This is a genomic window from Kineosporiaceae bacterium SCSIO 59966 (assembly GCA_020881835.1).
In the GTDB taxonomy this organism is placed as follows: domain Bacteria; phylum Actinomycetota; class Actinomycetes; order Actinomycetales; family SCSIO-59966; genus SCSIO-59966.
In genome coordinates this window covers 271,609-295,835 of the sequence record CP052876.1, presented here as the reverse complement: position 1 = coordinate 295,835, position 24,227 = coordinate 271,609, and the positions used below count along the sequence as shown (strand labels likewise).

The 24,227-nt window shown below is 71.9% G+C and carries 17 protein-coding genes and 1 tRNA gene; 6 read left to right on the top strand and 12 right to left on the bottom strand.

Annotated features, from left to right (window positions below; genetic code table 11):
• Window positions 1–114: 114 nt before the first annotated feature.
• Complete coding sequence (locus tag HJG43_01425) at window positions 115–744, bottom strand: response regulator transcription factor (protein UER55602.1); 630 nt, start codon at window positions 742–744, stop codon at window positions 115–117.
• A gap of 239 nt (window positions 745–983) precedes the next feature.
• Between HJG43_01425 and HJG43_01420 the strand changes: the two genes are divergently transcribed.
• The 3 genes from HJG43_01420 (at window position 984) to HJG43_01410 (ending at window position 4,968) form a co-directional block, all read left to right on the top strand.
• Entirely contained in the window at window positions 984–1,916 is a 933-nt protein-coding gene (locus HJG43_01420; protein ID UER53437.1) for a universal stress protein, read from the top strand.
• Between the two features lie 104 nt (window positions 1,917–2,020).
• Entirely contained in the window at window positions 2,021–3,742 is a 1,722-nt protein-coding gene (locus HJG43_01415) for a GAF domain-containing sensor histidine kinase (protein ID UER55601.1), read from the top strand.
• Window positions 3,739–4,968, top strand: a complete 1,230-nt coding sequence (locus HJG43_01410) for an acetyl-CoA hydrolase (protein ID UER53436.1) — start codon at window positions 3,739–3,741, stop codon at window positions 4,966–4,968. The genes HJG43_01415 and HJG43_01410 overlap by 4 nt, the downstream gene beginning before the upstream one ends.
• Here HJG43_01410 and HJG43_01405 read toward each other — a convergent pair.
• Window positions 4,965–5,951, bottom strand: a complete 987-nt coding sequence (locus HJG43_01405; GenBank protein ID UER53435.1) for a nitroreductase — start codon at window positions 5,949–5,951, stop codon at window positions 4,965–4,967. The genes HJG43_01410 and HJG43_01405 overlap by 4 nt on opposite strands.
• A gap of 70 nt (window positions 5,952–6,021) precedes the next feature.
• Window positions 6,022–6,438 (bottom strand): NUDIX domain-containing protein, encoded by a 417-nt coding sequence (locus HJG43_01400; GenBank protein UER55600.1) that lies wholly within the window; start codon window positions 6,436–6,438, stop codon window positions 6,022–6,024.
• A 143-nt stretch (window positions 6,439–6,581) separates the two neighbouring features.
• Here HJG43_01400 and HJG43_01395 point away from each other — a divergent pair, with 143 nt between their 5' ends.
• Together HJG43_01395 and HJG43_01390 are read left to right on the top strand one after the other, a co-directional pair.
• A complete protein-coding gene (locus HJG43_01395; GenBank protein ID UER53434.1) occupies window positions 6,582–9,032 on the top strand; it encodes a phosphoketolase family protein in 2,451 nt (816 codons plus the stop codon).
• Window positions 9,033–9,525: 493 nt separating this feature from the next.
• Entirely contained in the window at window positions 9,526–10,785 is a 1,260-nt protein-coding gene (locus tag HJG43_01390) for an alpha-hydroxy-acid oxidizing protein (protein UER55599.1), read from the top strand.
• Here the strand turns inward: HJG43_01390 and HJG43_01385 are convergent.
• The 6 genes from HJG43_01385 to HJG43_01360 all read right to left on the bottom strand — a co-directional run bounded on the left by HJG43_01385 (window position 10,741) and on the right by HJG43_01360 (window position 20,401).
• Window positions 10,741–10,814, bottom strand: a tRNA-Thr gene (locus HJG43_01385). The genes HJG43_01390 and HJG43_01385 overlap by 45 nt on opposite strands.
• Before the next feature lie 77 nt (window positions 10,815–10,891).
• Entirely contained in the window at window positions 10,892–12,538 is a 1,647-nt protein-coding gene (locus tag HJG43_01380) for an alpha/beta fold hydrolase (GenBank protein ID UER53433.1), read from the bottom strand.
• Complete coding sequence (locus HJG43_01375; protein ID UER53432.1) at window positions 12,535–13,698, bottom strand: DNA polymerase III subunit delta'; 1,164 nt, start codon at window positions 13,696–13,698, stop codon at window positions 12,535–12,537. Before HJG43_01375 ends, HJG43_01380 begins: the two co-directional genes overlap by 4 nt.
• Window positions 13,695–15,851 carry a dTMP kinase gene (gene tmk / locus HJG43_01370; GenBank protein UER55598.1) on the bottom strand — a complete coding sequence of 719 codons (2,157 nt, stop codon included), beginning with the start codon at window positions 15,849–15,851 and terminating at the stop codon, window positions 13,695–13,697. Before tmk ends, HJG43_01375 begins: the two co-directional genes overlap by 4 nt.
• Before the next feature lie 62 nt (window positions 15,852–15,913).
• A complete protein-coding gene (gene topA, locus HJG43_01365; protein UER53431.1) occupies window positions 15,914–18,691 on the bottom strand; it encodes a type I DNA topoisomerase in 2,778 nt (925 codons plus the stop codon).
• A 162-nt stretch (window positions 18,692–18,853) separates the two neighbouring features.
• Complete coding sequence (locus HJG43_01360) at window positions 18,854–20,401, bottom strand: long-chain fatty acid--CoA ligase (GenBank protein ID UER53430.1); 1,548 nt, start codon at window positions 20,399–20,401, stop codon at window positions 18,854–18,856.
• Between the two features lie 169 nt (window positions 20,402–20,570).
• Between HJG43_01360 and HJG43_01355 the strand changes: the two genes are divergently transcribed.
• A complete protein-coding gene (locus HJG43_01355) occupies window positions 20,571–21,203 on the top strand; it encodes a TetR/AcrR family transcriptional regulator (GenBank protein ID UER53429.1) in 633 nt (210 codons plus the stop codon).
• Between the two features lie 16 nt (window positions 21,204–21,219).
• Here HJG43_01355 and HJG43_01350 read toward each other — a convergent pair whose 3' ends face one another.
• The 3 genes from HJG43_01350 to HJG43_01340 are packed head-to-tail and all read right to left on the bottom strand — an operon-like array spanning window position 21,220 to window position 24,226.
• Window positions 21,220–22,284 (bottom strand): MBL fold metallo-hydrolase, encoded by a 1,065-nt coding sequence (locus tag HJG43_01350; protein ID UER53428.1) that lies wholly within the window; start codon window positions 22,282–22,284, stop codon window positions 21,220–21,222.
• A complete protein-coding gene (locus tag HJG43_01345; GenBank protein ID UER53427.1) occupies window positions 22,281–23,450 on the bottom strand; it encodes an acyl-CoA dehydrogenase in 1,170 nt (389 codons plus the stop codon). The genes HJG43_01350 and HJG43_01345 overlap by 4 nt, the downstream gene beginning before the upstream one ends.
• On the bottom strand, window positions 23,447–24,226 hold the full coding sequence (locus HJG43_01340) for an enoyl-CoA hydratase (GenBank protein UER55597.1): 780 nt from the start codon (window positions 24,224–24,226) through the stop codon (window positions 23,447–23,449). Before HJG43_01340 ends, HJG43_01345 begins: the two co-directional genes overlap by 4 nt.
• Between the last annotated feature and the right edge of the window lies 1 nt (window position 24,227).

Sequence of the window (24,227 nt, the reverse complement as noted above, 5' to 3'; positions counted from 1 at the left end):
CCGCGTCGTCCGGCGGACCTGCCTCGGCAGCGAGGCTAGGTGGCCGGGGCGGCGGCGGCGAGGGTCACAAGTCCCGGCGAGGGTGGCGGGACTGCATGATCACGAAGAAGTGGGTCAGGAGCGGTCGAGCCTGGCAGCGAAGACGGCGGCCTGGGTCCGCCGCTCCATGCCGAGCTTCGCGAGCAGGGAGGAGACGTAGTTCTTGACGGTCTTCTCGGCGAGGAACATCTCCTCGGCGATCTGCCGGTTGCTGAGCCCGTCGGCGATGAGCGCCAGGATCCGCTTCTCCTGCGCGGTCAGCGTGGCGAGCCGCGGGTCCTCGGCCGGGCCGCTGCGCAGTCGCTGCAGCACCTGTTCGGTGACGGCCGGGTCGAGCAGCGACTGGCCGGCGGCTACCCGGCGGATGCCGTCGATGAGGTCGGACCCCCGCACGTCCTTGAGCATGTACCCGGCCGCGCCCGCCATGATCGCCGCGAACAGGGCCTCGTCGTCGTCGTAGGAGGTGAGGATCAGCGCCTTGATCTGAGGGTCGCGGGAGCGCACCTCGCGGCAGACGTCGATACCGCTGCCGTCCGGCAGGCGGGCGTCCAGGACGGCGACGTCAGGACGCAACGCCGGGATCCGGCGGGTGGCCTCGCCGGCCTCGCCGGACTCCCCCACGACCTCGATGTCACCGGACAGCTCGAGCAGGTCCTTGAGGCCTCGGCGGACGACCTCGTGGTCATCGACGAGGTACACCTTGATCTTCGCCACCCGTCGATGCTACGCCGTGTCGGCCCCTGTTCGGCCCGGGCCGACGACACGGGACGACGGGGGATCCCGGCCCGCGGGACGAAGGTCCCCCGGGCGGGGGTCCTTCGGGTGTGTTCTGGACCGCACCTGTCGGCGCAGTATCGGCACAGCGGCGTCCGGCACGGCACACCGCGGCGCGGACGCCGAGCCGACAACCGGCGCCCCCGGTCGTCCCAGCAGGAGGTGGTGCGGTGCCCAGGACCGAGGACCGGACGGGCGGACGCACCGGGACGGCGGGCCGTCCGACCCGGGTGGTGGTGGGCTACGACGGATCCTCCTCTGCCGACGAGGCGCTTGCCGCGGGCATCGAGCAGGCGCGCGAGACCGGCGCGCCCCTGCACGTGCTCAGCGCGGTGGAGACGCCCGACAGGGCGCCGGCGTCCGAGACCGCCTACCGCCGCGCCAGCGTGGAGGCCGTGACCCGTGCACTCGATCGGGCGGCCGCCGTCCTCGGTGAGAACCGGGTGACCAGCCTGGTGGAGCCAGGATCCCCCTCGGCGGTCCTGCTGGCGCACACGGAGCCGCAGGACCTGCTCGTCGTCGGCAGCCACGGGCACCGCCCGGTCGCCCGGATGCTGCTCGGGTCGACGAGCACGGCGGTCGCGGCCCACGCCAGCTGCCCGGTGCTCGTCGTCCGAGGCCCACGGATGCGCTCGCGCGGACCCGTCGTCGTCGGCGTCGACGGCTCTCCGGCGTCCGCCGTCGCGGTGGCGTGCGCCGCCCGGGTCGCCGAGCGGGAGGGGACGACGCTGCGCGCCGTCATGGCTCTGTCCCCGGTGACCGACGCCCTCGGGTTCGTCTCCGGACCCGAGGACCCCGAGATCACCCGGGCCCAGGCCCTGCTGTCCGAGGCGGTCGCCATGGTCCCGCTCGAGCACCCGGGCCTGCACCTCGAGCAGGTGCTGGCCCAGACCCATCCGGTCGAGGCGCTGCTGCGGCACTCCCGCGGCGCCCGGCTCGTCGTCGTCGGCACCCGCGGACTCGGGGGGATCGAGGCGATGCTGCTCGGCTCGGTGAGCCGGGAGGTGCTGCACCACGCGTCCTGCCCGGTGCTCGTCGTCCGGGCGGCGAACCCTCCCGGTGACGCGGGTGGGAGCCCGACGGTCCTGGCCGCCACCGCCTGACCTGACCGGCCGTGCTGACCGGACCTGACCGCGGCCCGCCCGGTGGTCTGCCAGGGATAGCATCGGGCGGCGTGGAGCCCAGGACCGGACGGGACCCAGGTCTCGTGCCGGGACTGTCCCGCTTCGACCTCGACGACCTGCTCGCCGAGCTGCGCGAGCGGGCCGGCGCTGTCCGGCGCTCGCAGGAGCGGATGAGCGCCCTCCTCGACGCGGTCGTCGCGGTGTCCTCCGAGCTCGACCTGGCCGCGGTGCTCGAGCGGATCGTCAGCACGGCCTGCCTGCTCTCCGGTGCCCGCTACGGCGCGCTCGGCGTGCTGTCCCGGGACGGCACCCGGCTGGTGGAGTTCGTCACCCACGGCATCGACGCGCAGACCCACGCCCGCATCGGGCACCTGCCCACCGGCCGCGGCGTCCTCGGACTGCTCATCGAGGACCCGCGGCCGCTGCGGCTGAGGGACATCGCCGAGCACCACCGGTCGGTCGGGTTCCCCGAGCACCACCCACCGATGCACGGGTTCCTCGGGGTTCCTGTCCGCACCCACGAGGAGGTGTTCGGGAACCTCTACCTGACCGAGAAGCTCGACGACGAGGGCCGGGTCTGCGACTTCACGGTCGAGGACGAGGAGCTCGTCGTCGCGCTCGCCGCCGCCGCCGGGGTGGCGGTGGAGAACGCGCGGCTCTACGAACGCAGCCGGCAGCGCGAGCAGTGGTTACAGGCCGCCGCCGACTCCACCCAGGCGCTCACCGGCGGCCACGACCTCGCCCACGGGCTGCGCCGGGTGGCCGAGTCGGCGAGGGAGGCCGGGGGCACCGACGTCGTGCTGGTCGTGCTCGCCGGGCGGGAGGGACCGGCCGGGGGCGCGGAGGTGCCGGTCGACCAGGCCGGGCTTCAGGTGGCCGCGGCTGCCGGCGTCGCTGCCGGGAGCCTCCCGGAGACGCTGTCGGCCGCCGCGCTGGACTGGGACCGCCAGGACCGCTCCCCCGTCGAGATCGACGCCTCCGCGCTGGCCGGAGCGCTGGGTCCGGCGGTCGGAGACGTGGGCGGCGCGGTGAGCGTGCCCATGTGGGCCGGGGAGCAGCGGATCGGCGCGCTCGTCCTCGCCGGGCGCCGGACCGGTGACCTCCCGGACGACGCACTCGGCCTCGTGCACTCCTTCGCCGAGCAGGTCGCCCTCGCCATCGAGGTGGCCGCGGCGCACCAGGACCGGGCCCGGCTCGCCGTGCTGGAGGACCGCGACCGCATCGCGCGCGACCTGCACGACCACGTCATCCAGCGGTTGTTCGCCGTCGGGCTGTCGGTGCAGACCGCTGCCCGCGCCGCGGTGCGCCCGGAGCTGTCCGAACGGCTGGAGCGGGTCGTCGACGACCTCGACGAGACCATCAAGGACGTGCGGCGCACGATCTTCCAGCTGCGGTCACGCAACGTCGTCGACGGGCTGCGTCAGGACGTCGAGGGCGTCGTCGCCGACGCGGCCGACGCTCTCGGCTTCGCTCCCCGGCTACGGATCGAGGGCCCTCTGTCCACGGTCCCGGCGGACGTCGGCGACGAGCTGCTCGCCGTGCTGCGCGAGACGCTGACGAACGTCGCCCGGCACGCCGCAGCGCGACGGACGGAGGTCCGTGTTCGGGTGGGCAGCGAGATCGAGGTGTCTGTCCGGGACGACGGCGTGGGCATCCCCGAGCACACGGCGCGCCGCAGTGGGCTGGGCAATCTCGCCGAGCGTGCCGCCGCCCTCGGTGGGAGGTTCGAGGTGACGGCCGCCGACGGTGGCGGCACGGTCGCCAGCTGGCGGGTGCCGCGGGCGCGCCAGGACGCACGCCGATGAAGACGATCGAGCTCGACGCCGTCCACGGGCTGCTGGCCCGCGTCCCGGGCGAGCAGCCGCGGGTCGTGGCCAGCGGGAACTTCGCCACCCCGGCCACCCTGCTGGGAGCCGTCGACGCCGCGCTGCCCGCGTACCGGCTGTTCGTGCTCAACGGCCAGGCCGGCCTGCCCGACCGGGAGGGCGTCGTCCCGGAGACGGCGTTCGTGGGACCGGCACAGCGGCGCCACCCCCGGCTCAGCTACGTGCCGAGCCGGCTGTCGCTGGTTCCCCGGTTGTTCTCCACCACCCTGCCGCCGGACGTCGTGGTCCTGCACACGACGACGCCCCGGGACGGCGCGGTCTCCCTCGGCACCGAGGTGAACGTGCTGCCGGCCGCCGTGGAGGCGGCACGAGCCCGTGGCGGTCTGGTGCTCGTGCAGATGAACCCGCAGATGCCGTGGACGTACGGGGACGCGGTGCTGCCCCTCGACGACGTGGACGCCGGCGTCGAGATCGACGAGCCGCTGCCGGCCCACACCCCGTTGCCGGTCGACGACACCTCCGCGGCGATCGGTGAGCGGGTGGCGGCCCGGGTGGGGGACGGCGCGACCCTGCAGACCGGGATCGGCGCCGTCCCGGACGCGACGCTGGCGGCCCTCACCGACCGCCGCGGGCTGCGGATCTGGACGGAGATGTTCAGCGACGGCGTCCTCGGCCTGGACGCGGCCGGCGCGCTGGACCCGGGGACGCCGCTGACGACCTCGTTCGTGTTCGGCTCCGAGGAGCTGTACCGCTGGCTCGACGGCAACGAGCGGGTCCGGCTGCTGCGCACGGAGCGGACCAACGCCCCGGCAGCCATCGCCCACAACCCGGCGATGACCAGCGTCAACACCGCGCTGCAGGTGGACCTGTTCGCCCAGGCCAACGCCTCACGCATCGCGACCCGGATCTACTCCGGCTTCGGTGGCCAGACGGACTTCATCGTCGGGGCACTGCAGTCACCCGGCGGGCAGGCGCTGATGGCACTGCGCTCGTGGCACCCCAAGGCGCTCGTCTCGACGATCGTGCCGCTCGTCGACGAGCCGGTGACGTCGTTCCAGCCGAGCGCCGTGGTCACCGAGCAGGGAACGGCGGAGATCTGGGGCCGGGACGAGCGTGGCCAGGCGCGCAACCTCATCGAGCACGCCGCCAACCCGCAGGTCCGCGACGAGCTGTGGGAGGAGGCGCACGCCCTCGGGCTGGCCTAGGTGAGCAGCTCCTCCAGCGGGCGGCGCGGGGTGGGCGGGACGTCCACCAGCGGGTGGCCGAGCCGCAGCACGACCTGGGGGAAGCCGAGCACGTCGAGCACCTCGGCGAGCTCCTGGCGGGTCCGGGGGTCCTGGGTGGCCTGGTCGGCGTACGTCGCGACCAGTCCGGCCCCGGTCGCCCGCAGCAGCAGCCGCTCGAGGGCCATCCCTGCGGCCAGCCAGTCCCGTCGCCGGTCGCCCGACGTGCTGATGGCCACGAGGGTGGAGGTGTCCAGGACCTCCTCGACCTCCTCCGCGCGCACGACGCCGGTGTCGGTCTGCTCCTGCACGAGGGAGTCCACGGGGTAGGGAGCGGTGCCCAGCGACCCGACGGGGATCCCGTCGACGGGCTCCTCCCCGGTCCCCCAGTGCCGGATCCACGCGTCGATCTCGCCGACGAGCTCGCCGTTGGTGGCCTGAGTCTGGACCGCCCGGGTCAGCAGCCTGGCCACGGCGCGCCGGGTGGCCCGGTCGACCACCGTGAGCCGGGCCCCCTCGCGGGCCACCGAGCGCTCGAGGTCGCCCAGGACGTCGGAGTCCACCGGCTCCGGGCTGTGCACCCGCCGGTGGGTGCGCCGCCGCGGGACCGCCTCGGCGTCGGCGAGGTCGTCGACGGACGGCGGGTGCGACGGACCGGCGCGGACGACGGCCAGCAGGGTGGAGTCAGGGCCCTCGGGCAAGAGCTCCACCCGCGGCGTGCTGCCGGCCGCGGCGAGGGCGACCACGGCGTTGAGCACTGCGGCGCCGCAGGAGATCGTCCGTAGCCGGCCCTGCGGGTCCAGCACGGGCAGCGCCCGGTCGACGTCCTCGTGGACGGCGAGCCCGTCGGCCAGGGCGCGGAACCGCCAGGGCTGGGTGTTGTGCACCGACGGCGCCAGCCGTGCCGCCTCCGCCATGGCCCGGACCTGCTCGGACAGCTGCGGTTCAGGGGTCCTCGTCGTCATCGGTGCCACCGCCTCCGTCGTCACCCGGTGCACCGATCCTGCGGTCGGCCGGCACCGGGGGGCGAGGGGCTTAGGTCCCGGCGGGCCCGGCGGGGCCGGTGCCCAGCAGCTCGAGCAACCGGTCGACGAGCACGGCCTGGCCGCTGACGAGCAGCCGGCGGGCGTCGTCCGGGGAGAACCACGCGACCCGGTCGACCTCCGGCACCCGGACCCGGTGACCGGACCGCGGCGGCCACTCCAGCTCGAAGGTGCCGGGCACGACGTGGGCCGGGTCGAGGTCGCCCGCCACCGCCCACACGGTGACGACCTTCCCGCTGCGCTGCCGGACCTCGCCCAACAGGACCGGCTCGCCATCGGGAGGCGGCAGACCCAGCTCCTCGGTGAACTCGCGGCGGGCGGCGCTCAGCAGGTCCTCGCCGTCCTCGGGCTCACCCTTGGGGACGGACCACGCTCCGGCGTCCCGACCCGCCCAGTAGGGGCCTCCCATGTGGGCGAGCAGCAGCTCGACGTCCCCGGCCGGCGTCCGTCGGTGGACGAGCAAGCCGCCCGCGACGCGCCGGCTCACCGGCCACCGCCGTGGGGGACGTCCGGCCTCTCGCGAGCGGCCGCGGTGCACGGCAGAATGGGCGCATGAACTCGCAGGAACAGCCCACCAGTCCCCTGGACGACGCTCAGCTCGCCGCGATCGACGCCTGGTGGCGCGCGGCGAACTACCTGTCGGTCGGCCAGATCTACCTCATGGACAACCCGCTGCTGCGGGAGCCGTTGAAGCCGGAGCACGTCAAGCCACGGCTGCTCGGCCACTGGGGCACCTCCCCTGGCCTGAACTTCATCTACGCCCACTGCAACCGGGTGATCATGCAGCGGGACGTCAACATGATGTACGTCATCGGCCCGGGGCACGGGGGCCCGTCGATCGTGTCCGCCGCCTGGCTCGAGGGGACCTACTCGGAGATCTACCACGAGGTGAGCCGGGACGCCCAGGGCATGAAGCGGCTGTTCACCCAGTTCAGCTTCCCCGGCGGCATCCCCAGCCACGTCGCCCCGGAGACCCCGGGGTCCATCAACGAGGGCGGTGAGCTCGGCTACGCGCTCTCGCACGCCTACGGTGCGGTCTTCGACAACCCGGACCTTGTCGTCGCGGCTGTCGTCGGTGACGGTGAGGCCGAGACCGGACCGCTCGCGACGTCCTGGCACTCGAACAAGTGGCTCGACCCCCGCCGGGACGGCGCCGTGCTCCCGATCCTGCACCTCAACGGGTACAAGATCGCCAACCCGACCGTGCTGGCCCGCATCCCGGAGTCCGAGCTGCTCGACCTCATGCGCGGCTACGGGTACGAGCCGTTCGTCGTCGCCGGCTCCGACCCGGCCGACATGCACCAGCGGTTCGCCGCAACGATGGACGCGTGCATGGACCGGATCACTGCCATCCAGCAGGCGGCCCGCTCCGGCGGAGCGACCGAGCGGCCCACCTGGCCGATGATCGTGCTGCGCTCCCCCAAGGGCTGGACCGGTCCGGCGGAGATCGACGGCAAGAAGGTCGAGGACTACTGGCGCAGCCACCAGGTCCCGTTCGCCGACACCCGGCAGAACCCTGACCACCTCGAGGCGCTGCGGACCTGGATGCTCTCCTACCGGCCCGAGGAGCTCTTCGACGAGCAGGGTCGCCCGGTCCCGCAGATCGCCGACCTGCACCCGGCCGGCCAGCGGCGGATGAGCGCGAACCCGCACAGCAACGGCGGCGAGCTGCTCGTCCCGCTGCGGCTGCCCGCCTGGCAGGACTACGCGGTCGACGTCCCGCGGCCCGGCGCGACCGCGGCCGAGGCGACCCGGGTGATGGGCCGGTTCCTGCGCGACGTCATGGCCGCCAACGCCGACCAGTCAAACTTCCGGCTGTTCTCCCCGGACGAGAACAACTCCAACCGCTGGCAGGACGTCCTCGAGGTCACCGACCGGGCCTGGAACGCGCAAACCCTGCCGGAGGACGACGCGCTAGCCCCGGACGGGAGGGTGATGGAGATCCTCTCCGAGCACACCTGCCAGGGATGGCTGGAGGGCTACCTGCTGACCGGCCGGCACGGGTTCTTCTCCTGCTACGAGGCGTTCATCCACATCGTCGACTCGATGGTCAACCAGCACGCCAAGTGGCTGAAGGTGACGAACGAGATCCCCTGGCGCCGTCCGGTCGCGTCGCTGAACTACCTGCTGTCCAGCCACGTCTGGCGGCAGGACCACAACGGCTTCTCCCACCAGGACCCCGGCTTCATCGACCACGTCGTCAACAAGAAGGCCGAGGTGGTGCGGGTCTACCTGCCGCCGGACGCCAACACGCTGCTGTCGGTGACCGACCACTGCCTGCGCACCAAGCAGTACGTCAACGTCATCGTCGCCGGAAAGCAGCCGGCGCCGCAGTGGCTGAACGCCGAGCAGGCCGCGCTGCACTGCGCCCGGGGCATCGGGATCTGGGACTGGGCGAGCACCGACCAGGGCAGTGAGCCGGACGTCGTGATGGCCTGCGCCGGCGACGTCCCGACGATGGAGACGCTGGCTGCCGTGGAGATCCTGCGCGGATTCTTCCCCGACATCCGGATCCGAGTCGTCAACGTCGTCGACCTGATGCGGCTGCAGGACGCCTCAGAGCACCCGCACGGGCTGACCCGCCGGGAGTTCGACGCCATCTTCACCCAGGACAAGCCGATCGTCTTCGCCTACCACGGCTACCCCTGGCTCATCCACCGGCTCACCTACCGGCACACGAACCACGTCAACCTGCACGTTCGCGGGTACAAGGAGGAGGGCACCACGACGACGCCGTTCGACATGTGCGTGCTCAACGAGATCGACCGGTTCTCCCTGGCGATCGACGTCATCGACCGGGTCCCCCGGCTCGGCGACGCAGCCGGCTACGCCCGCCAGGAGCTCAAGGACGCGATCCTGCGCCACCGGCAGTACATCCGCCGGTACGGCGAGGACATGCCGGAGATCGCTCGCTGGCAGTGGCAGAGCTCCGCGCAAGAGGACGCCGAGGGCAGCGCCGGGCACGGGGAGGGCGTGCTGGCCACCGCCGGCGACAACGACTAGCCCTGGCGGTGATCATGCAATCCCGCCACCCCGCACGACCCACTCGTGATCATGCAATCCCGCCACCCGCCCCTTCGATGATCATGCAGTTGCGCCACCTTTTCACCCGCCGCAAGTCCCGGGTACGTAGGTCGACACACTGACCACGACCACAGAATGCTGCGCTCGGCATAGTTTGACCGGCGTGTCGCGCCAGAAACCCAGCATTCTGTGAGCCGGACCGGTGGCCGGGGGTGGCGGGATTGCATGATCACGAGTGGGTCGTGCGGGGTGGCGGGATTGCATGATCACGAAGAGAGGATTTTCGACTGATCACGAAGGGGAGGACGCGACGTCGGGGCACTGACACCACTAGCGCGGGGCCCCGGCCGCTTGACCCCGGTCGACCGCGAAATCATCATGACGACACCGGTCATCCAGACCACTGCGACTGTCAGACGTCGTCACGCAGCAGTTGCCCGCCCTGTTCGAGGAGCCCGTGGTGAAGCGCCAGATGCCTGATCCCCACGACCTGGCGCCGCTGATCAAGTTTCGAAAGCCGACGCTGTCGCCTCGGGACCGCCGCCTGAAGTCCGCCTTGACGATTGAGGACCTGCGGCGGGTGGCCAAGCGCCGCACGCCGAGGGCGGCCTTCGACTACACCGACGGCGCCGCCGACGAGGAGATGTCGTTGGCACGCGCACGCCAGGCGTACCGGGACGTGGAGTTCCAGCCGGCAATCCTTCGGGACGTCTCCACCGTCGACACGTCCGTCGAGGTGCTCGGGGGAAGGTCCGCACTCCCGTTCGGCATCGCCCCGACGGGGTTCACCCGGATGATGCAGACAGAAGGGGAGATCGCTGGGGCCACCGCCGCCGAGGCCGCCGGGATCCCGTTCACGCTGTCGACCATGGGGACGACGTCGATCGAGGACGTGGCAGCCGCAGCCCCCCGAGCCCGCACGTGGTTCCAGCTGTACATGTGGAAGGACCGCGACAAGTCGATGGCCCTGGTCTCGCGCGCCGCCCGAGCGGGCTACGACACGCTGCTGGTCACCGTGGACGTTCCTGTCGCCGGTACCAGGCTGCGGGACGTCCGTAACGGACTCACCATCCCGCCGGCGCTCACGCCCCGGACAGTGATCGATGCGGCTCAGCGTCCGGCCTGGTGGTTCAACTTCCTGACGACAGAGCCACTGTCGTTCGCATCGCTCGGCTCGTGGCCGGGCACGGTGGCCGAGCTCATCGACACGATGTTCGACCCGAGCGTCACCTACGACGACCTGGCGTGGATCCGCGACCAGTGGCCGGGAAAGCTCGTCGTCAAGGGTGTGCAGACAGTCGCTGACGCGGTTCGCGTGGCGACCACGGGAGCCGACGCAGTCCTGCTCTCCAACCACGGTGGCCGTCAGCTGGACCGGGCGACAGCGCCGCTGCACCTGCTCCCTGACGTGGTCAGGGAGGTCGGCTCCCAGGTGGAGGTTCACGTCGACACGGGCATCATGTCGGGGCAAGACATCCTCGCCGCCCTGGCCAACGGCGCGCGTTTCACCCTGATCGGACGCGCGTACCTGTACGGCCTCATGGCCGGAGGTCGACCTGGCGTGGACCGGGCGATCGAGATCCTCACGGGTCAGATCGAGCGAACCATGCGGCTGCTCGGGGTCACCACTCTCGCGGAGCTCGAGCCGCACCACGCACGGATCATCGAGCACCGCTGCCCTCCGCAGAGCCGCCTGTGGGAATCGAACCCACGACCTATTCATTACGAGTGAATCGCTCTGGCCAACTGAGCTAAGGCGGCGCGGCCGGCTCTGCCGACGCGGTCCGCAAGCATAGCAAGGCGTCGTCGCCCGGTTCGAGCCAGCCGACGAGCGGCGGTCAGCCGCAGGTCGCGCCCTCGCCCGGTAGCACGCCGTCGACGAGGTACCGGTCGACGGTGCGGTCGACGCACGCGGAGCCGCGCATGTACGCGGTGTGCCCTTCGCCCTCGTACGTGAGCAGCCGGCCGGAGTCCAGCTGCTCGGCGAGTGCCACCGCCCACGCATGCGGCGTCGCCGGGTCTCCGGTCGTGCCGACGACGAGGATCGGTGGCGCCCCGCTCGCGTGCACCGGGGCCGGTTCGCGCACCGCCTCGACGGGCCACGCGTCGCAGAGGACCTCCCCGTAGGCGAGGGCCTCACCGAACGTCGGGGACACCTCCTCAAGGCGCTGGGCCGTGGCCGCCATCGACTCCGGGTCCGCGTCGACCGGGTAGTCCAGGCAGTTGACCGCGTTGAACACCTCGAGCAGGTTGCTGCCGTAGGAGCCGTCCTCCTCCCGGCCGGCGTAGACGTCGGCGAGCGCGAGCAGACCGGCGCCGTCCCCGGCCAGGGCCTGACCGAGGGCCTGGTCGAGGACCGGCCAGCTGGCCCGGTCGTAGAGCGCCGCGATGAGGCCGTAGAAGGCCAGCGACGCGGTCAGCGGCCGCTGCGGGTCCCCGGTGCGCAGCGGCTGCTGCTCCGCGTCCTCGAGCACCTGACGGACCTGATCGAGGCGCTCGTCCAGGTCACCCCGCAGCGGGCAGTCCGAGCGGTTGCCGCAGTCCTCGGCGTAGGCCCTCAGCGCCCGCTCCATGCCCTCCGCCTGGCCGATGCTGACGTCGGTGAACGACTGCGCGGGATCCAGCGCCCCGTCGAGGACCATCCGCCCCACGCGGCCCGGGTACAGGTCCGCGTAGGTGGCACCGAGCAGGGTCCCGTAGGACTTGCCGAGGTAGTGCAGGCGCTCCTGGTCGAGCGCCGCGCGCAGGACGTCGAGGTCCCGGGCCGCGCTGACCGTGTCGACGTGACCCAGGAGCTCACCGGCGTCCGCCGCACAGGCCCGCCCGAGCTCCTCGGCGTCCGCGCGCATCGCCGCCAGCCCCTCCGGCGTCGTCGGGTCCGCCTCGGCGGCCAGGAACGCGTCCAGCTCGGCGTCGTCGAGGCAGTCGACGGGCTCGGAGGCACCCACGCCACGCGGGTCGAAGCCGACGAGGTCGTAGGCGTCCCGCAGGTCACGGGTGGTGACGAGGTCGCCGTGGTCGCCGACGTACTCCACACCCGAGGCACCCGGTCCCCCAGGGTTCATGAACAGCGCGCCGACGGCGTCCCGGTCGGCGCGTCGGCGGACGACGGCGAGGTCCAGCGTCTCGCCGTCCGGGTCGGCCCAGTCGACCGGGACGGTGACCGCAGTGCACTCCGTCACCGGTCCGCAGTCCTCCCATGCCGGCTCCTGGTCGTAGAACCGGGCGTAGGCGGGGTCGGTCGCGGGGTCGTGCGTCGAGCCACCCTCACCGGCGCCGGCGTCGGCCCCGGTGCCGCCCGTCGCACCGTCAGCGGCGGGCGGGGGCAGGGGTGGCAACGTGGTCGGCGCCCCGGACGGGTCCTGACCGTGCCCACCCGCGTCCGTGCACCCAGCCACGACCGCCCCGGCGAGCAGGAGGGCAACGACCGGGCGAAGACGTCCGAGCAGGCGGCCGCCACGGTCGGAGTGCCCCTTCCCGGTCACGCTCCCACCAGCCGCAGTGTCATCGACTCCACGGCGAGCAGCACGTTGAGGACCGGCTGCTCGGCCAGGTTCGAGCGAGTACGGCTGATCGCGTCCAGGCGGCGCAGCGTGTCCTCGGGGCGCCACTGCCGGGCCAGGTCCTCGAGCCGGTCGCGCAGCTCGGCGTTGACGAGATCGACTCCCGCGCCGAGCTGGAGGACGAGCACGTCCCGGTACACCGAGGCGAGGTCGAGCAGTGCACGGTCGAGGACGTCGAGGCGCAGCCGCCTCTCCCTGCGCTTCTGGTCCTCCTCGAGCGCCTTGAGCTGCGAGCGCAGCGCGGGAGGCAGGCTGCCGGCCGCCTCCGCACCGAGGGAGCGCAGCAGCGCCGCCCGCTCGCTGGCGTTGCGCTCCTCCGTGGCCGCCTTGGCCTCCTCCGTCGCCACGTCCACCAGGGCCCCGGCCTGCGTCACCGCCTCACCGACGTCCCGCAGCGACAGCGCGATGCGCAGCACCTCCTGCCGGCGGATGCGCGCCCCTTCGTCGCGGGCGAGGCGGCGCGCCAGGCCGACGTGGCTCTGGGCGGCGCGGGCGGCGAACGCCGCCATCGCCGGGTCGACGCCGTCCCGCCGGACGAGCAGGTCGGCCACCGCCTCCACCGGGGGGACGCGCAGCTGCACGGGTCGGCACCGAGACCGGATCGTCGGCACGATGTCCTCCGGGCTCGGGGCGCACAGCAGCCACACCGTGTGCTCGGGGGGCTCCTCGATCGACTTCAGCAGGACGTTCGAGGTCTTTTCGGTCATCCGGTCTGCGTCCTCGACGAGGATGATCCGCCAGCGACCCTGGGACGGGTGCTGGTGCGCGACCTGGACAAGGGACCGCACCTCGTCGATCTTGATGGTGACGAGCTCGGTGGCGACGACGAGGACGTCGGCGTGCGTCCCGCCCAGCGTCGTCCGACAGGCCCGGCACTGCCCGCAGCCCTGCTGCTCGCACTGCAGCGCGGCAGCGAACGCGCGTGCAGCCGTCGAGCGACCGGAGCCGGGCGGCCCGGTGAACAGCCAGGCGTGCGTCATGCCGCCGCTGCCGGCACCCGGGACGCCGGCAGCGTCCCGGACGGCGCGGCGGAGCACCTCGACGGACGCCTCCTGCCCGACGACGTCGTCCCAGACGCTCACCGGTTGCTCCGTCCGGACGGATCGGGACCGGCGTCGGAGAACCCGTCGGCGAGGTCGCGGACCCCGGGGACGTCGAGCTGCTCGGTTCGCTCTCCCTGCTCCCCCTTCCGGTGCGGCGGCGGGAGGCTCTCGGCCAGCCGCTCACGGATGCGGGCGTGCACGGTCTGCGGGTCGCTCGCCGCGTCGACCACGAGGTAGCGCCGGTGGTCCTGGCGGGCCAGCTCGAGGAACTGCGCGCGCACCGCGTCGTGGAACTCGCCCGACTCGCCCTCCAGGCGGTCCTCTTCGCGACCGCGGCGGCTGCGCGCGACGTCCGGGTCGAGGTCGAGCAGCACCGTGAGGTCCGGCTGCAACCCGTTCGTGGCCCACCGCGAGAGTGCCGCGACCTCGTCGCTGTCCAAGGCCCTGCCGGCACCCTGGTAGGCAACCGACGAGTCGCTGTACCGGTCGGTGACGACGACGGCGCCACGGTCGAGCGCGGGGCGGATCACCGTGGCGGCGTGCTGGGCCCGGTCCGCCGCGAAGAGCAGCGCCTCAGCTCGTGGGTCGATGTGGTCGCCGTGCAGCAGGACCTCTCGGAGCTGCTCTCCCAGAGCCGTGGCACCGGGCTCCCGGGTGACGACCACGTCGTGGCCCAGTTCCCGCAGCCACGACTCGAGCAGAGACACCTGCGTGGTCTTGCCCGTCCCGTCACCGCCCTCGAAGGCGACGAGGTAGCCGTGACCGGTCCGCGGAAGAGGCGGTGGTGCCGCGAGGTGGCGGCGCCGCCACGCGCGCAGCAGGTCCTCGCGCAGCGGCACGCTCGAGCCGTCGTCCATCTGCCGGTAGGAGACGACGCCGATGGCCACCGCGATGACCGCGGCGACGAGCAGCGTGAGCGCTGCCCCGTTGTACGTCAGGGACACGTTGTCACCGAACCGGATCTCGTGCTGCCCGAGCAGGGCCGCGAGTGCCGGGGCGAACGCCATCACCCCGATGAGGACGATCCGGGAGGCGTACTGGACGAACGCGAAGGTTCGCCCGCGGATCTCGTCGGCGACCTCGAGGCCCAGCATCGTGTACCCGGTGACCCAGGCGATGCCTGCGCCCACGCCGAGGGCCCCGGTGAACAGTGTGGCGAGCACGATGTTCGGGATCAGCGCGACGAGCGCGAGGAAGAAGCCCGCCGCCACGATGGCAGCCGCGAACAGCCGCCACCGTGGCAGCTCGGCCAGCACCCGGGGGCCGACGAACATCCCACCGGCGAGCCCCGCGAACACCGCTGCGAACAGGATCCCGTAGCCAGGAGCACCGGCTCCGAGGTCGGAGGCGAAGGTCGGCGCGACGCCGATGACGAACCCGCCCGCACCGAAGGCGCCCAGCATCCCGATGACGAGACCACGCACCAGCGGGGTCGTGCCGACGAACCGCCAGCCCTCGGTGATGGTCCGCCACACCCCGGGGGCACGCTCGGTGGGCCGCTGGTTCGCGGCAGGGCGCCGCGGCATGTCCAGCTGCCAGATGACCAGGGCGGCGACCAGGTAGGTGAGGGCGTTGACGTAGAGCGCCAGGTCGATGGGCCCGCCGATGACGTTCAGCACCGGGCTCAGCGCGCCGGAGACCAGGGTGAGACCGGAGAAGAGCAGGGCAGCCAGCGGAGCGCTGCCGTACGTCGTGGCCAGGCTCAGCTGGTTGGCGGCCTCCAGGCGCTGGCGGGGTACGAGGTTGGGGACCGTCGCGTCCTTGGCCGGCACCCAGAACAGACCGATGATCTCGATGAGCACCGTGGCGACGTACAGCCACCACAGTGTGCCGATCACCGGGATCGAGACGAAGAGGCCGAACCGCAGGAGGTCCCCGACGACCATGTTGACCTTGCGGTCGAGGCGGTCGGCCATCACACCGGCCAGCGGTCCGAAGACGATCGCCGGTGCCAGCCGCAGGGTGAGGACGCCGGCGACGGCGAGGTTCGCGGCCGCGTACGACGACTCCCCGCCGAGCCGGCTGGCGAACGCCGTGACGGCGAGCAGGCCCAGCCAGTCCCCGAAGCTCGACAGGCCGAGCGAGAGCCACAGCTGCCGGAACGGGCGGATGGCCAGGACCCCCCGGATGTCGTGGTCGGGGGCCTCGGCGTGGGCAGCGAAGGCACCGGTGCGTCGCCTGCCACCGGCCACGCCGGCGGGCTGCGCCCCGCCCTGAGTGCTCACCTGGCCAGCGTAACGAGCGGACCCCCGGATCAGCGTCGCCCGGACCCAGGTCCCCGGGCGGCCGTCGTCTTCTTCGCCGTCGTCTTCTTCGCCGCAGTCTTCTTCGCCGCTGTCTTCTTCGCCGCTGTCTTCTTGGCCGCCGTCTTCTTGGCCGCTGTCTTCTTGGCCCCGCGCTTGCGGGCGGGCCCCTTGGCGCGCTTCTCCGCGAGCAGCTCGGCGGCACGCTCGAGGGTCACCGACTCCACGGAGTCCTCCTTGCGCAGGGTCGCGTTCGTCTCGCCGTCCGTGACGTACGGGCCGAAGCGGCCGTCCTTGACCACGACAGGCCTGCCGCTCTCGGGGTCCTCGCCGAGCTCGCGCAGCGGTGCCGCGGCCGTCCGGCCGCCGCGGCCGCGCTTGGGCTGGGCGTAGATCGCGAGCGCCTCCTCGAGGGTGATGTCGAAGATCTGCTCCTCACTGTCCAGGGACCGCGAGTCGGTGCCCTTGCGCAGGTACGGCCCGTACCGGCCGTTCTGCGCCGTGATCTCCTCGCCGGACTCGGGGTCCGTGCCGACCACCCGGGGCAGTGACAGCAGCCGCAGCGCGTCGTCGAGGGTCACGGTCTCCAGCTGCATGGACCGCAGCAGCGACGCAGTACGGGGCTTGGCGCCCTTGGGCGCGTCGTCCGGCAGCACCTCGGTGACGTACGGCCCGTACCGGCCGGACCGGGCGACCACCCGGTGGCCCGTCTCGGGGTCGGTGCCCAGCTCCCGCTCGCCGTCGTTCTGGGCGGCGAGCAGCTCGCGGGCCTTCTCGGGGGTGAGCTCGTCGGGCGCGACGTCGTCCGGGACCCCGGCACGCAGGGGCTCCCCGCCGTCCTCACCGGTCATCTCGACGTACGGGCCGTAGCGCCCCACCCGCACCACGATCCCGTCCCCGATCGGCACCGAGTTGATGTCCCGGGCATCGATCTCCCCGAGGCCCTCGACGAGGCGCCGCAGGCCCTCGGCGGCGTCCTCACCGCCGCCCTCGGGGCTCTGCCCGAAGTAGAACCGGGCGAGCCAGGACACCCGCTCCTCCTCGCCGGCGGCGATCCGGTCCAGGTCGGACTCCATGGCGGCGGTGAAGTCGTAGTCGACGAGCCGGCCGAAGTGCTCCTCGAGCAGCCTGGTCACGGCGAACGCCAGCCAGGTGGGCACCAGGGCCGAGCCACGGTGCCGGACGTAGCCCCGGTCGGTGATGGTGGCGATCGTGGCCGCGTAGGTCGACGGCCGCCCGATGCCCTTCTCCTCCATCGCCTTCACCAGCGACGCCTCGGTGTAGCGCGGCGGCGGCGAGGTGCGGTGGCTCTCGGGCTCGGCGCGCAGCACGTCCAGCGCCTGGCCGCGCTCCATCTCCGGCAGCCGGCGCTCACCACCGTCGTCCTCGGCCTCGCGCTCCTCGTCCCGGCCCTCCTCGTAGGCGGCGAGGAAGCCGCGGAACGTGATGACCGTGCCGGAGACGGACAGCTCGACGTCCTCGCCGGAGGCCACCCGACCGCCGAGGCGCACGGTCGCGGTCGACCCTCGAGCGTCGGCCATCTGACTGGCCACGGTCCGCTGCCAGATCAGCTCGTAGAGCCGGAACTCGTTCCCGCTCAGGGCACCGGCGACCTGCGCCGGCGTCCGGAAGGTGTCCCCGGCCGGACGGATCGCCTCGTGCGCCTCCTGGGCGTTCTTGGACCGCCCCGCGTACACCCGCGGGCGGTCGGGGACGAACTCCGGGCCGTACAGCTCGGCCGCCTGGTGCCGCGCGGCGCGCACCGCCTGGTCGGACAGCACCGTCGAGTCGGTCCGCATGTAGGTGATGTAGCCGTTCTCGTAGAGCGACTGCGCGACCCGCATCGCGTCCCGGGCGGACAGCCGCAGCTTGCGTGAGGCCTCCTGCTGCAGTGTCGAGGTGGTGAACGGGGCGGCGGGGCGGCGCGTGTACGGCTTCGTCTCGACGCTGCGGACGGCGACCGGCGCCTGCCGCAGGCCGGTCGCGATCCGGGTCGCGACCTCCTCGTCGAGGGCGACGACGTCCCGGCTGCGCAGCCGGCCCAGGTCGTCGTAGTCCCGGCCGGTGGCCACCCGGGAGCCGTCGACGGCGACGAGGCGGGCGGTGAACGCCGACTGCTCCCCGTGCGGGCGCAGCTCCGCCTCGACGTCCCAGTACTCGGCGGCGCGGAAGGCCATCCGCTCCCGCTCCCGCTCCACGACCATCCGGGTCGCCACGGACTGGACCCGCCCGGCCGACAGGCCCTGGCGGACCTTCCGCCACAGCACCGGGGAGACCTCGTACCCGTAGAGGCGGTCGAGGATGCGCCGGGTCTCCTGCGCGTCGACGAGCCGGGTGTCGATGTCACGGGTCGTCTCGATCGCCCGCTGGATCGCCTCCCGGGTGATCTCGTGGAAGACCATCCGCCGCACCGGCACCTTCGGCTTGAGCTCCTCGAGCAGGTGCCAGGCGATGGCCTCCCCCTCGCGGTCCTCGTCGGTGGCGAGATACAGCTCGTCGACGTCCTTGAGGGCGCGGCGTAGCTCGGCGACCTTCTTGCGCTTGTCCGGGTTGACGACGTAGTAGGGGGCGAAGTCGTGCTCGACGTCGACCGCGAACTTGCCGAGCGGTCCCTTCTTCAGCTCGGCAGGGAGCTCGGACGGCTGCGGCAGGTCACGGATGTGCCCGACGCTGGCCTCGACCTCGTAGCCGTCGCCGAGGTAGCCCGCGATAGTGCGGGCCTTGGCCGGGGACTCGACGATGACGAGCCGGCGCACCCCCGGGGATGCCGCCTTCTGCGTGCTGGCCACGGACTGCCTTCCTGCTGCCGGATGAGCGCGTGCGGTGGGCACGGTAACCCGTCGCGAGCCCGAGACGGTCACGCAGCCCACAGGAACGCGTCGGCGGCGAGGGATCCGGACGGCACGTCTGCCCGACTGGGGACACCGCCGTCGCGCCGGCCAGGACTCGACTCAGCGGTCCACCGCCTGCGCGCTTCCGCCGTACTGCTGGCGCAGGACTGTCTTCAGCACCTTGCCGGTTGCTGTACGAGGCAGCTCGGAGACGAACTCCACCCGGGTAGGGCACTTGAAGTGGGCGAGCCGCTCCCGGGCGTACGCGATGAGCTCCTCGGCCGTCGTCTCAGCGCCGTCCTGAAGCGCGACGGTGGCCACTGGGGTCTCGCCCCACCGGGCGTCCGGTACGCCGACGACGGCCACCTCACGGACCGCCGGGTGGCGGTGGAGGACCTGTTCGACCTCAATCGGGTACACGTTCTCGCCGCCGCTGATGATCATGTCCTTCTTGCGGTCGACCAGAGTGATGAAACCCTGCGGGTCTATGCGGCCCAGGTCACCAGTGTGGAACCACCCACCGCGGAACGCCTCCGCGGTGGCCTCCGGGAGACCCCAGTAGCCGGTGAACACATTGGGTCCGCGCAAGACCAGCTCGCCCACCTGGTCCGGGGCAACATCCTTGTCGGCCTCGTCGACGATACGAGCCTCGACATGGAACACTGCCCGACCGATGGATCCCGCCTTCTCCTTGACGTGATCGGCATCAAGGATCGACACAACTGGAGCGGTCTCGGTCATTCCGAAGCCCTCCTGGAAGGGAAGTCCCTTACCTTGGTAGAACTCGATGACGGGCAGAGGGCACGGCGCCCCGCCCGACACAGCGAGCTCCAGCGACGACAGGTCGAAGTCGTCGAAGCCGGGCACCGACATGAGCGCAGCCCACATGGCCGGGACCATGAACTGCACCGTGGCCCTCTCTCGGGACATCGTCTCGAGGGTTCGGACCGGGTCGAACGACGGCAGCAGCACGTTAGTCCCGCCGACGTACAGAAGGGGCAGGGTGTGGATCCCGAGGCCGCCAATGTGAAACATCGGCGCCACCGTCACGGTGACGTCGGACTCACGCAACCCGCGTCCGAAGGACAGGCTGTTCACCACGTTCCACAGGTGGTTGTCGTGGGTCAGCATCGCTCCCTTGGGCTTGCCGGTGGTTCCTGACGTGTACATCAGGCAGGACAGGTCACGTCGATCGACGTCGGACCTCATCGGACGCGAGTCACCGCTGGCCAGCACGTCCTCGTAACGGAGCTCGCCGTGGTCGGGTTCGCCAGCAACGATCAGCCGGGACCTGACGTGAACACCGTCCTCCGCCACTGCCGCGCGAGCCACCGGGGCCAGCGGCGCCGAGTACACGAAGGTATCGGCTCCCGAGTCGGCCAAGAGGTAGGAGATCTCGGCCGGCGCCAGTCGGACGTTCATGGGTACGAACACTGCGCCCAGCTTGGCGGTGGCCAGCATCGTCTCCAGAAACGCGGTGCTGTTGACCAGCAGCCCTGCGACGCGGTCGCCGCGGCGGACCCCCAGGGCTGTCAGTGCCCGGGCCAGCTGATTGGTGCTGCCGTCCAGGTCGGTGTAGGTCAGGCGCCGCGGACCGTCTACGACCGCGATCCGGTCCCCGGAGAGGAACGCCCTTGTCGCGACCCAGCCGCCGATTCCCATGTCCATGCCTGTCCTCCCGGAGAGATGGCCTCAGAGTGAGCGAGATCACGGCAGTTTGGCGAAACCTGACGGTGCCGTCAAGATGGCAGCACACATCTGCTGGAGGACTTCAGTGACGACTAAGGGATCGGGCGTTCCCCCAGTCACCGCACGCGGCCGGCGAACCAGGTCGGCGTTGCTGCTGGCTGGGCGGGAGCTGTTCGAGGAGCACGGGTTCTCGACCGTCGGCATCGATGCCGTCGCGCAGCGCGCTGGGGTGTCTCACGGAACGTTCTACACGTGGTTCGACTCCAAGGAGGCGCTGCTCCGCGAGATCGTCTCCGAGGTGGCCAAGGACATCTTCTCGGCCACCTCGATCGGTAGCCGCCTGCCGCCGGACGCGGCCTACGCCCGCATCGAGGCCGCGAACCGCTCGTTCCTACGAGCCGTCACGCGGCACTCGCGCATCCTGCGGGTGCTCGACTCCCTGGCGGATACTCGGGAGGACTTCCGCGGGCTGCGACTGGAGATCCGGGAGTCGTTCGTCCAGCGCGGGATGGAGGGCCTGATCCGACTGCAGCACCTGGGCCTGGCCGACCCACTGCTGCCACCGCGGGCGACGGCCAGCGCGCTGGGGGCCATGGTGGAGTCCTTCGCCCACCTGTGGCAGGACCCCGTGGAGGGGCTGGACGAGGCGGCTGCCGTCGACGTCCTCACCCGGTTGTGGGCCGGTGCGATCGGCCTGGCGCCATCCGCCTGGCCCGGCGGGGACCGAACGAGCGTGCCGGACACGGAGGCAGTCGCTGACTGGAAGGCGCGCACCGACTGAACGGTGGCACCCGCGCTCAGCGCGGCTCCCACCGCCACGGGAGCTCGCGAGTGCGCGTCACGCGTCCCCTGCTCTCGAGGAGGACCAGGTGCGCCAGCGTCTCCGCTACGGCCGCTCGTCGCATGAAGCCGGAGATCTGATCCCACGGTCGCGACCAGGTCAGCGCGGCGGTCAGCTCCCACGTCGTCGGCCTCGCCGCGGTGGCGGTGCGGATCTCCTCAAGGCGCGCGTCGTGGTGGGCCAGGAGCGCCGACACGCGCGCGGCGAGGCCGGCGAAGCGGTACTCGTGCGCGGGCAGCACCTCGTCCAGCTCGGGATCCAGTGCACCGACACGGGCCAAGGAGTCGACGAAGTCGGCCAGCGGATTGCCTGAGGACTGGGCGTGCACCCCGATGTTGGGCGTGATCCGGGGCAGGACGTGGTCGCCGGAGAACAAGACCCGGCGGCGGTGCTCGTGGAAGCACAGGTGGCCAGGTGAGTGACCGGGTGTGTGCACCGCGCGCAGGTCCCAGCCCGGCAGCGGAAGGCGCTCACCGTCCTGGATGAGGCGGTCCGGTTCGGCCTGGCGCACGTAGTCGACGATCTCCAACGATGCCCGGGACAGGCTGCCCAGCTCCTTCTCCGGGACCCCGCACTTGCGCAGTAACCGGGTCATGTCCTCAAGGAGATCGTTCAGCCCGGCCCCGTACCGAGCAGGCAGCAGAGCCGCGTCGTCCGGATGTAGTCCTACCCAGGCGCCGGAGGCCTCACGAACCCGGCCGGCCAGCCCGTAGTGGTCTGGGTGGATGTGCGTCACCATCACGCCGCGGACGTCGCCGACGGCGTACCCGGCCGTCGCTAGGCCGTGGGTCAGGGCCTGCCACGCCTCCTCGGTGTCCCACCCGGCGTCGATCAGCGCGAGCCCGTCGTCCAGCTCGAGGGCGTACACGAGCACGTACCGCAGCGGGCTGTTGGGGATGGGAACCGGGATGGACCACAGCCCTGGCTGGACCTGCTCCACCGGCGGCAGGAGCCTCTCTGCCCAGGACCGTTCCTGCTCGGTACCAGTGACTCGAAACGAGCGGTCCGGCTCTACGGTCATAACCCCATCCGCTTGCTGATGACCTCGTTCATGATCTCGTTCGTCCCTCCGCCGATCCCGAGGATCCGTGCGTCCCGGTAGTGACGCTCGACTTCCGACTCGCGCATGTAGCCCATGCCGCCGAAGATCTGCACCGCCTCGTCCACCACGAAGTCGCACGCGTAGACGGCGGTGTTCTTCGCCATCGACACCTCTGCGTCGACGTCCTCACCGGCGAGGAACCTCTGCATGACTGCCCGGGTGTAAGAGCGCGCGACGTCGACCTGGCGGGCCATCTCGGCCAGCTTGTGCCGGATCACCTGGCGGGAGGACAGCGGTCGTCCGAACGTCTCCCGGTCCCGCGCCCACCCGAGTGCCAGGTCCAGGGCACGGGCCGCGGTGGCGTAGGCCTGGACAGCAAGGCCGATCCGCTCACTCTGGAACTGTTGCATGATCTGGGCGAAGCCGGTGTTCTCGGTGCCCACCACGTGCGTGACCGGCACCCGGACGTCGGTGAAGGACAGCTCAGCCGTGTCGCTGCACCGCCAGCCCATCTTGTCGAGTCGGCGGGAGACGGTGAATCCGGGTGTGTCCTTGTCGATGACGAGCAGGGAGATGCCTGGGTGACCTGGTCCCCCGGTGCGTACCGCGGCCGTGACGAAGTCGGCGCGCACGCCGCTGGTGATGAACGTCTTGCTGCCGTTGACCACGTACTCGTCACCGTCGCGGACCGCCCTGGTGCGGAGGTTTGCGACGTCGGAGCCCCCACCGGGCTCGGAGACCGCCAGGGACCCGATCAGCTCCCCCGCCAACGTCGGTCGGACGTACCGGTCAACCAGCTCGGGGCTGCCGTAGGCGACGATGTGCGGGACGGCGATGCCGTGGGTGAACAGCGAGGCACAGACGCCGGTGGATCCGCCGCCGTGCAGGATCTCCTCAGTGATGATCGCTGAGTCGATTGCGTCGCCACCGCTGCCGCCCACATGCTCGGGAAAGCCGACGCCCAGCAGCCCTACGGCGGCTGCCTTGCGGTGCAGATCGCGCGGAAGCTCGCCGTCCCGTTCCCACTCCTCCATGTGGGGCGCGATCTCCCGGGCCACGAAGTCGCGGACGAGCCGGCGCAGCGCCACCCGCTCGGGCGTGCGCCACGGGTCACTGGTGGTCGCGGTGACGTCGGTCTCGGTCATGGCCGTCCTCCCGTTGTGAGCGCTGACGAAGTGGCCCAGGACGGTTCTCGCTTGCCGAGCAGCGCGGCGATACCCTCACGCGCTTCGGCGGAGGCGAACCGCTCGGCCGACACCGCGGCCATCTGGCGGAGGTCCTCGTCCAGGTCCGGACCGGGGAGGTCCTGCAGCAGTCGCTTGGTGATGGCCAGCGCTTCGGGTGCGCCCCTGCAGAGCTGTCCGACCAGGACGTCCACGGTCTGGTCGAGCTCGTCGTCGGCGACAGCACGGTCGAGCAGGCCGGCGTCGCGGGCCCGCAGCCCGTCGAACGTCTCGCCGGTGAGGAACAGCTCCCTGGCGGCGCGGCGGTCCATCCGGCGCAGACAGGGGACGGCGATGATGGCGGGGGCCACGCCGATGCGGACCTCGCTGAACCCGAAGGTCGCCCTGGCCAGTCCTACGGTGAGGTCGCAGGCTGCGATCAAGCCGAGCCCGCCGGCGCGCGCAGCGCCGTTGACCCGCGCAACCACCGGTTTGGGAGAGCCGTAGATGAGCGTCACGACGTCCGGCAGCCCCACCGCCGGCTGCGGGCCGCCGGCCAGCTGTTCCTTCAGGTCGGCGCCGGAGCAGAACACCGTTCCAGTCGCAGTGAGTACGACGACTCGGGCCCGGTCGTCGGCAGTCACCCCCGCCAAGGCCGCGTGCAGCTGTTCCAGCAGCGAACTCGACAGCGCGTTGCGATTGTGGGGAGAGTCCAGGGTGACCACGGCAGCCTGCCCTCGGTGGTCGACATGGACCAGC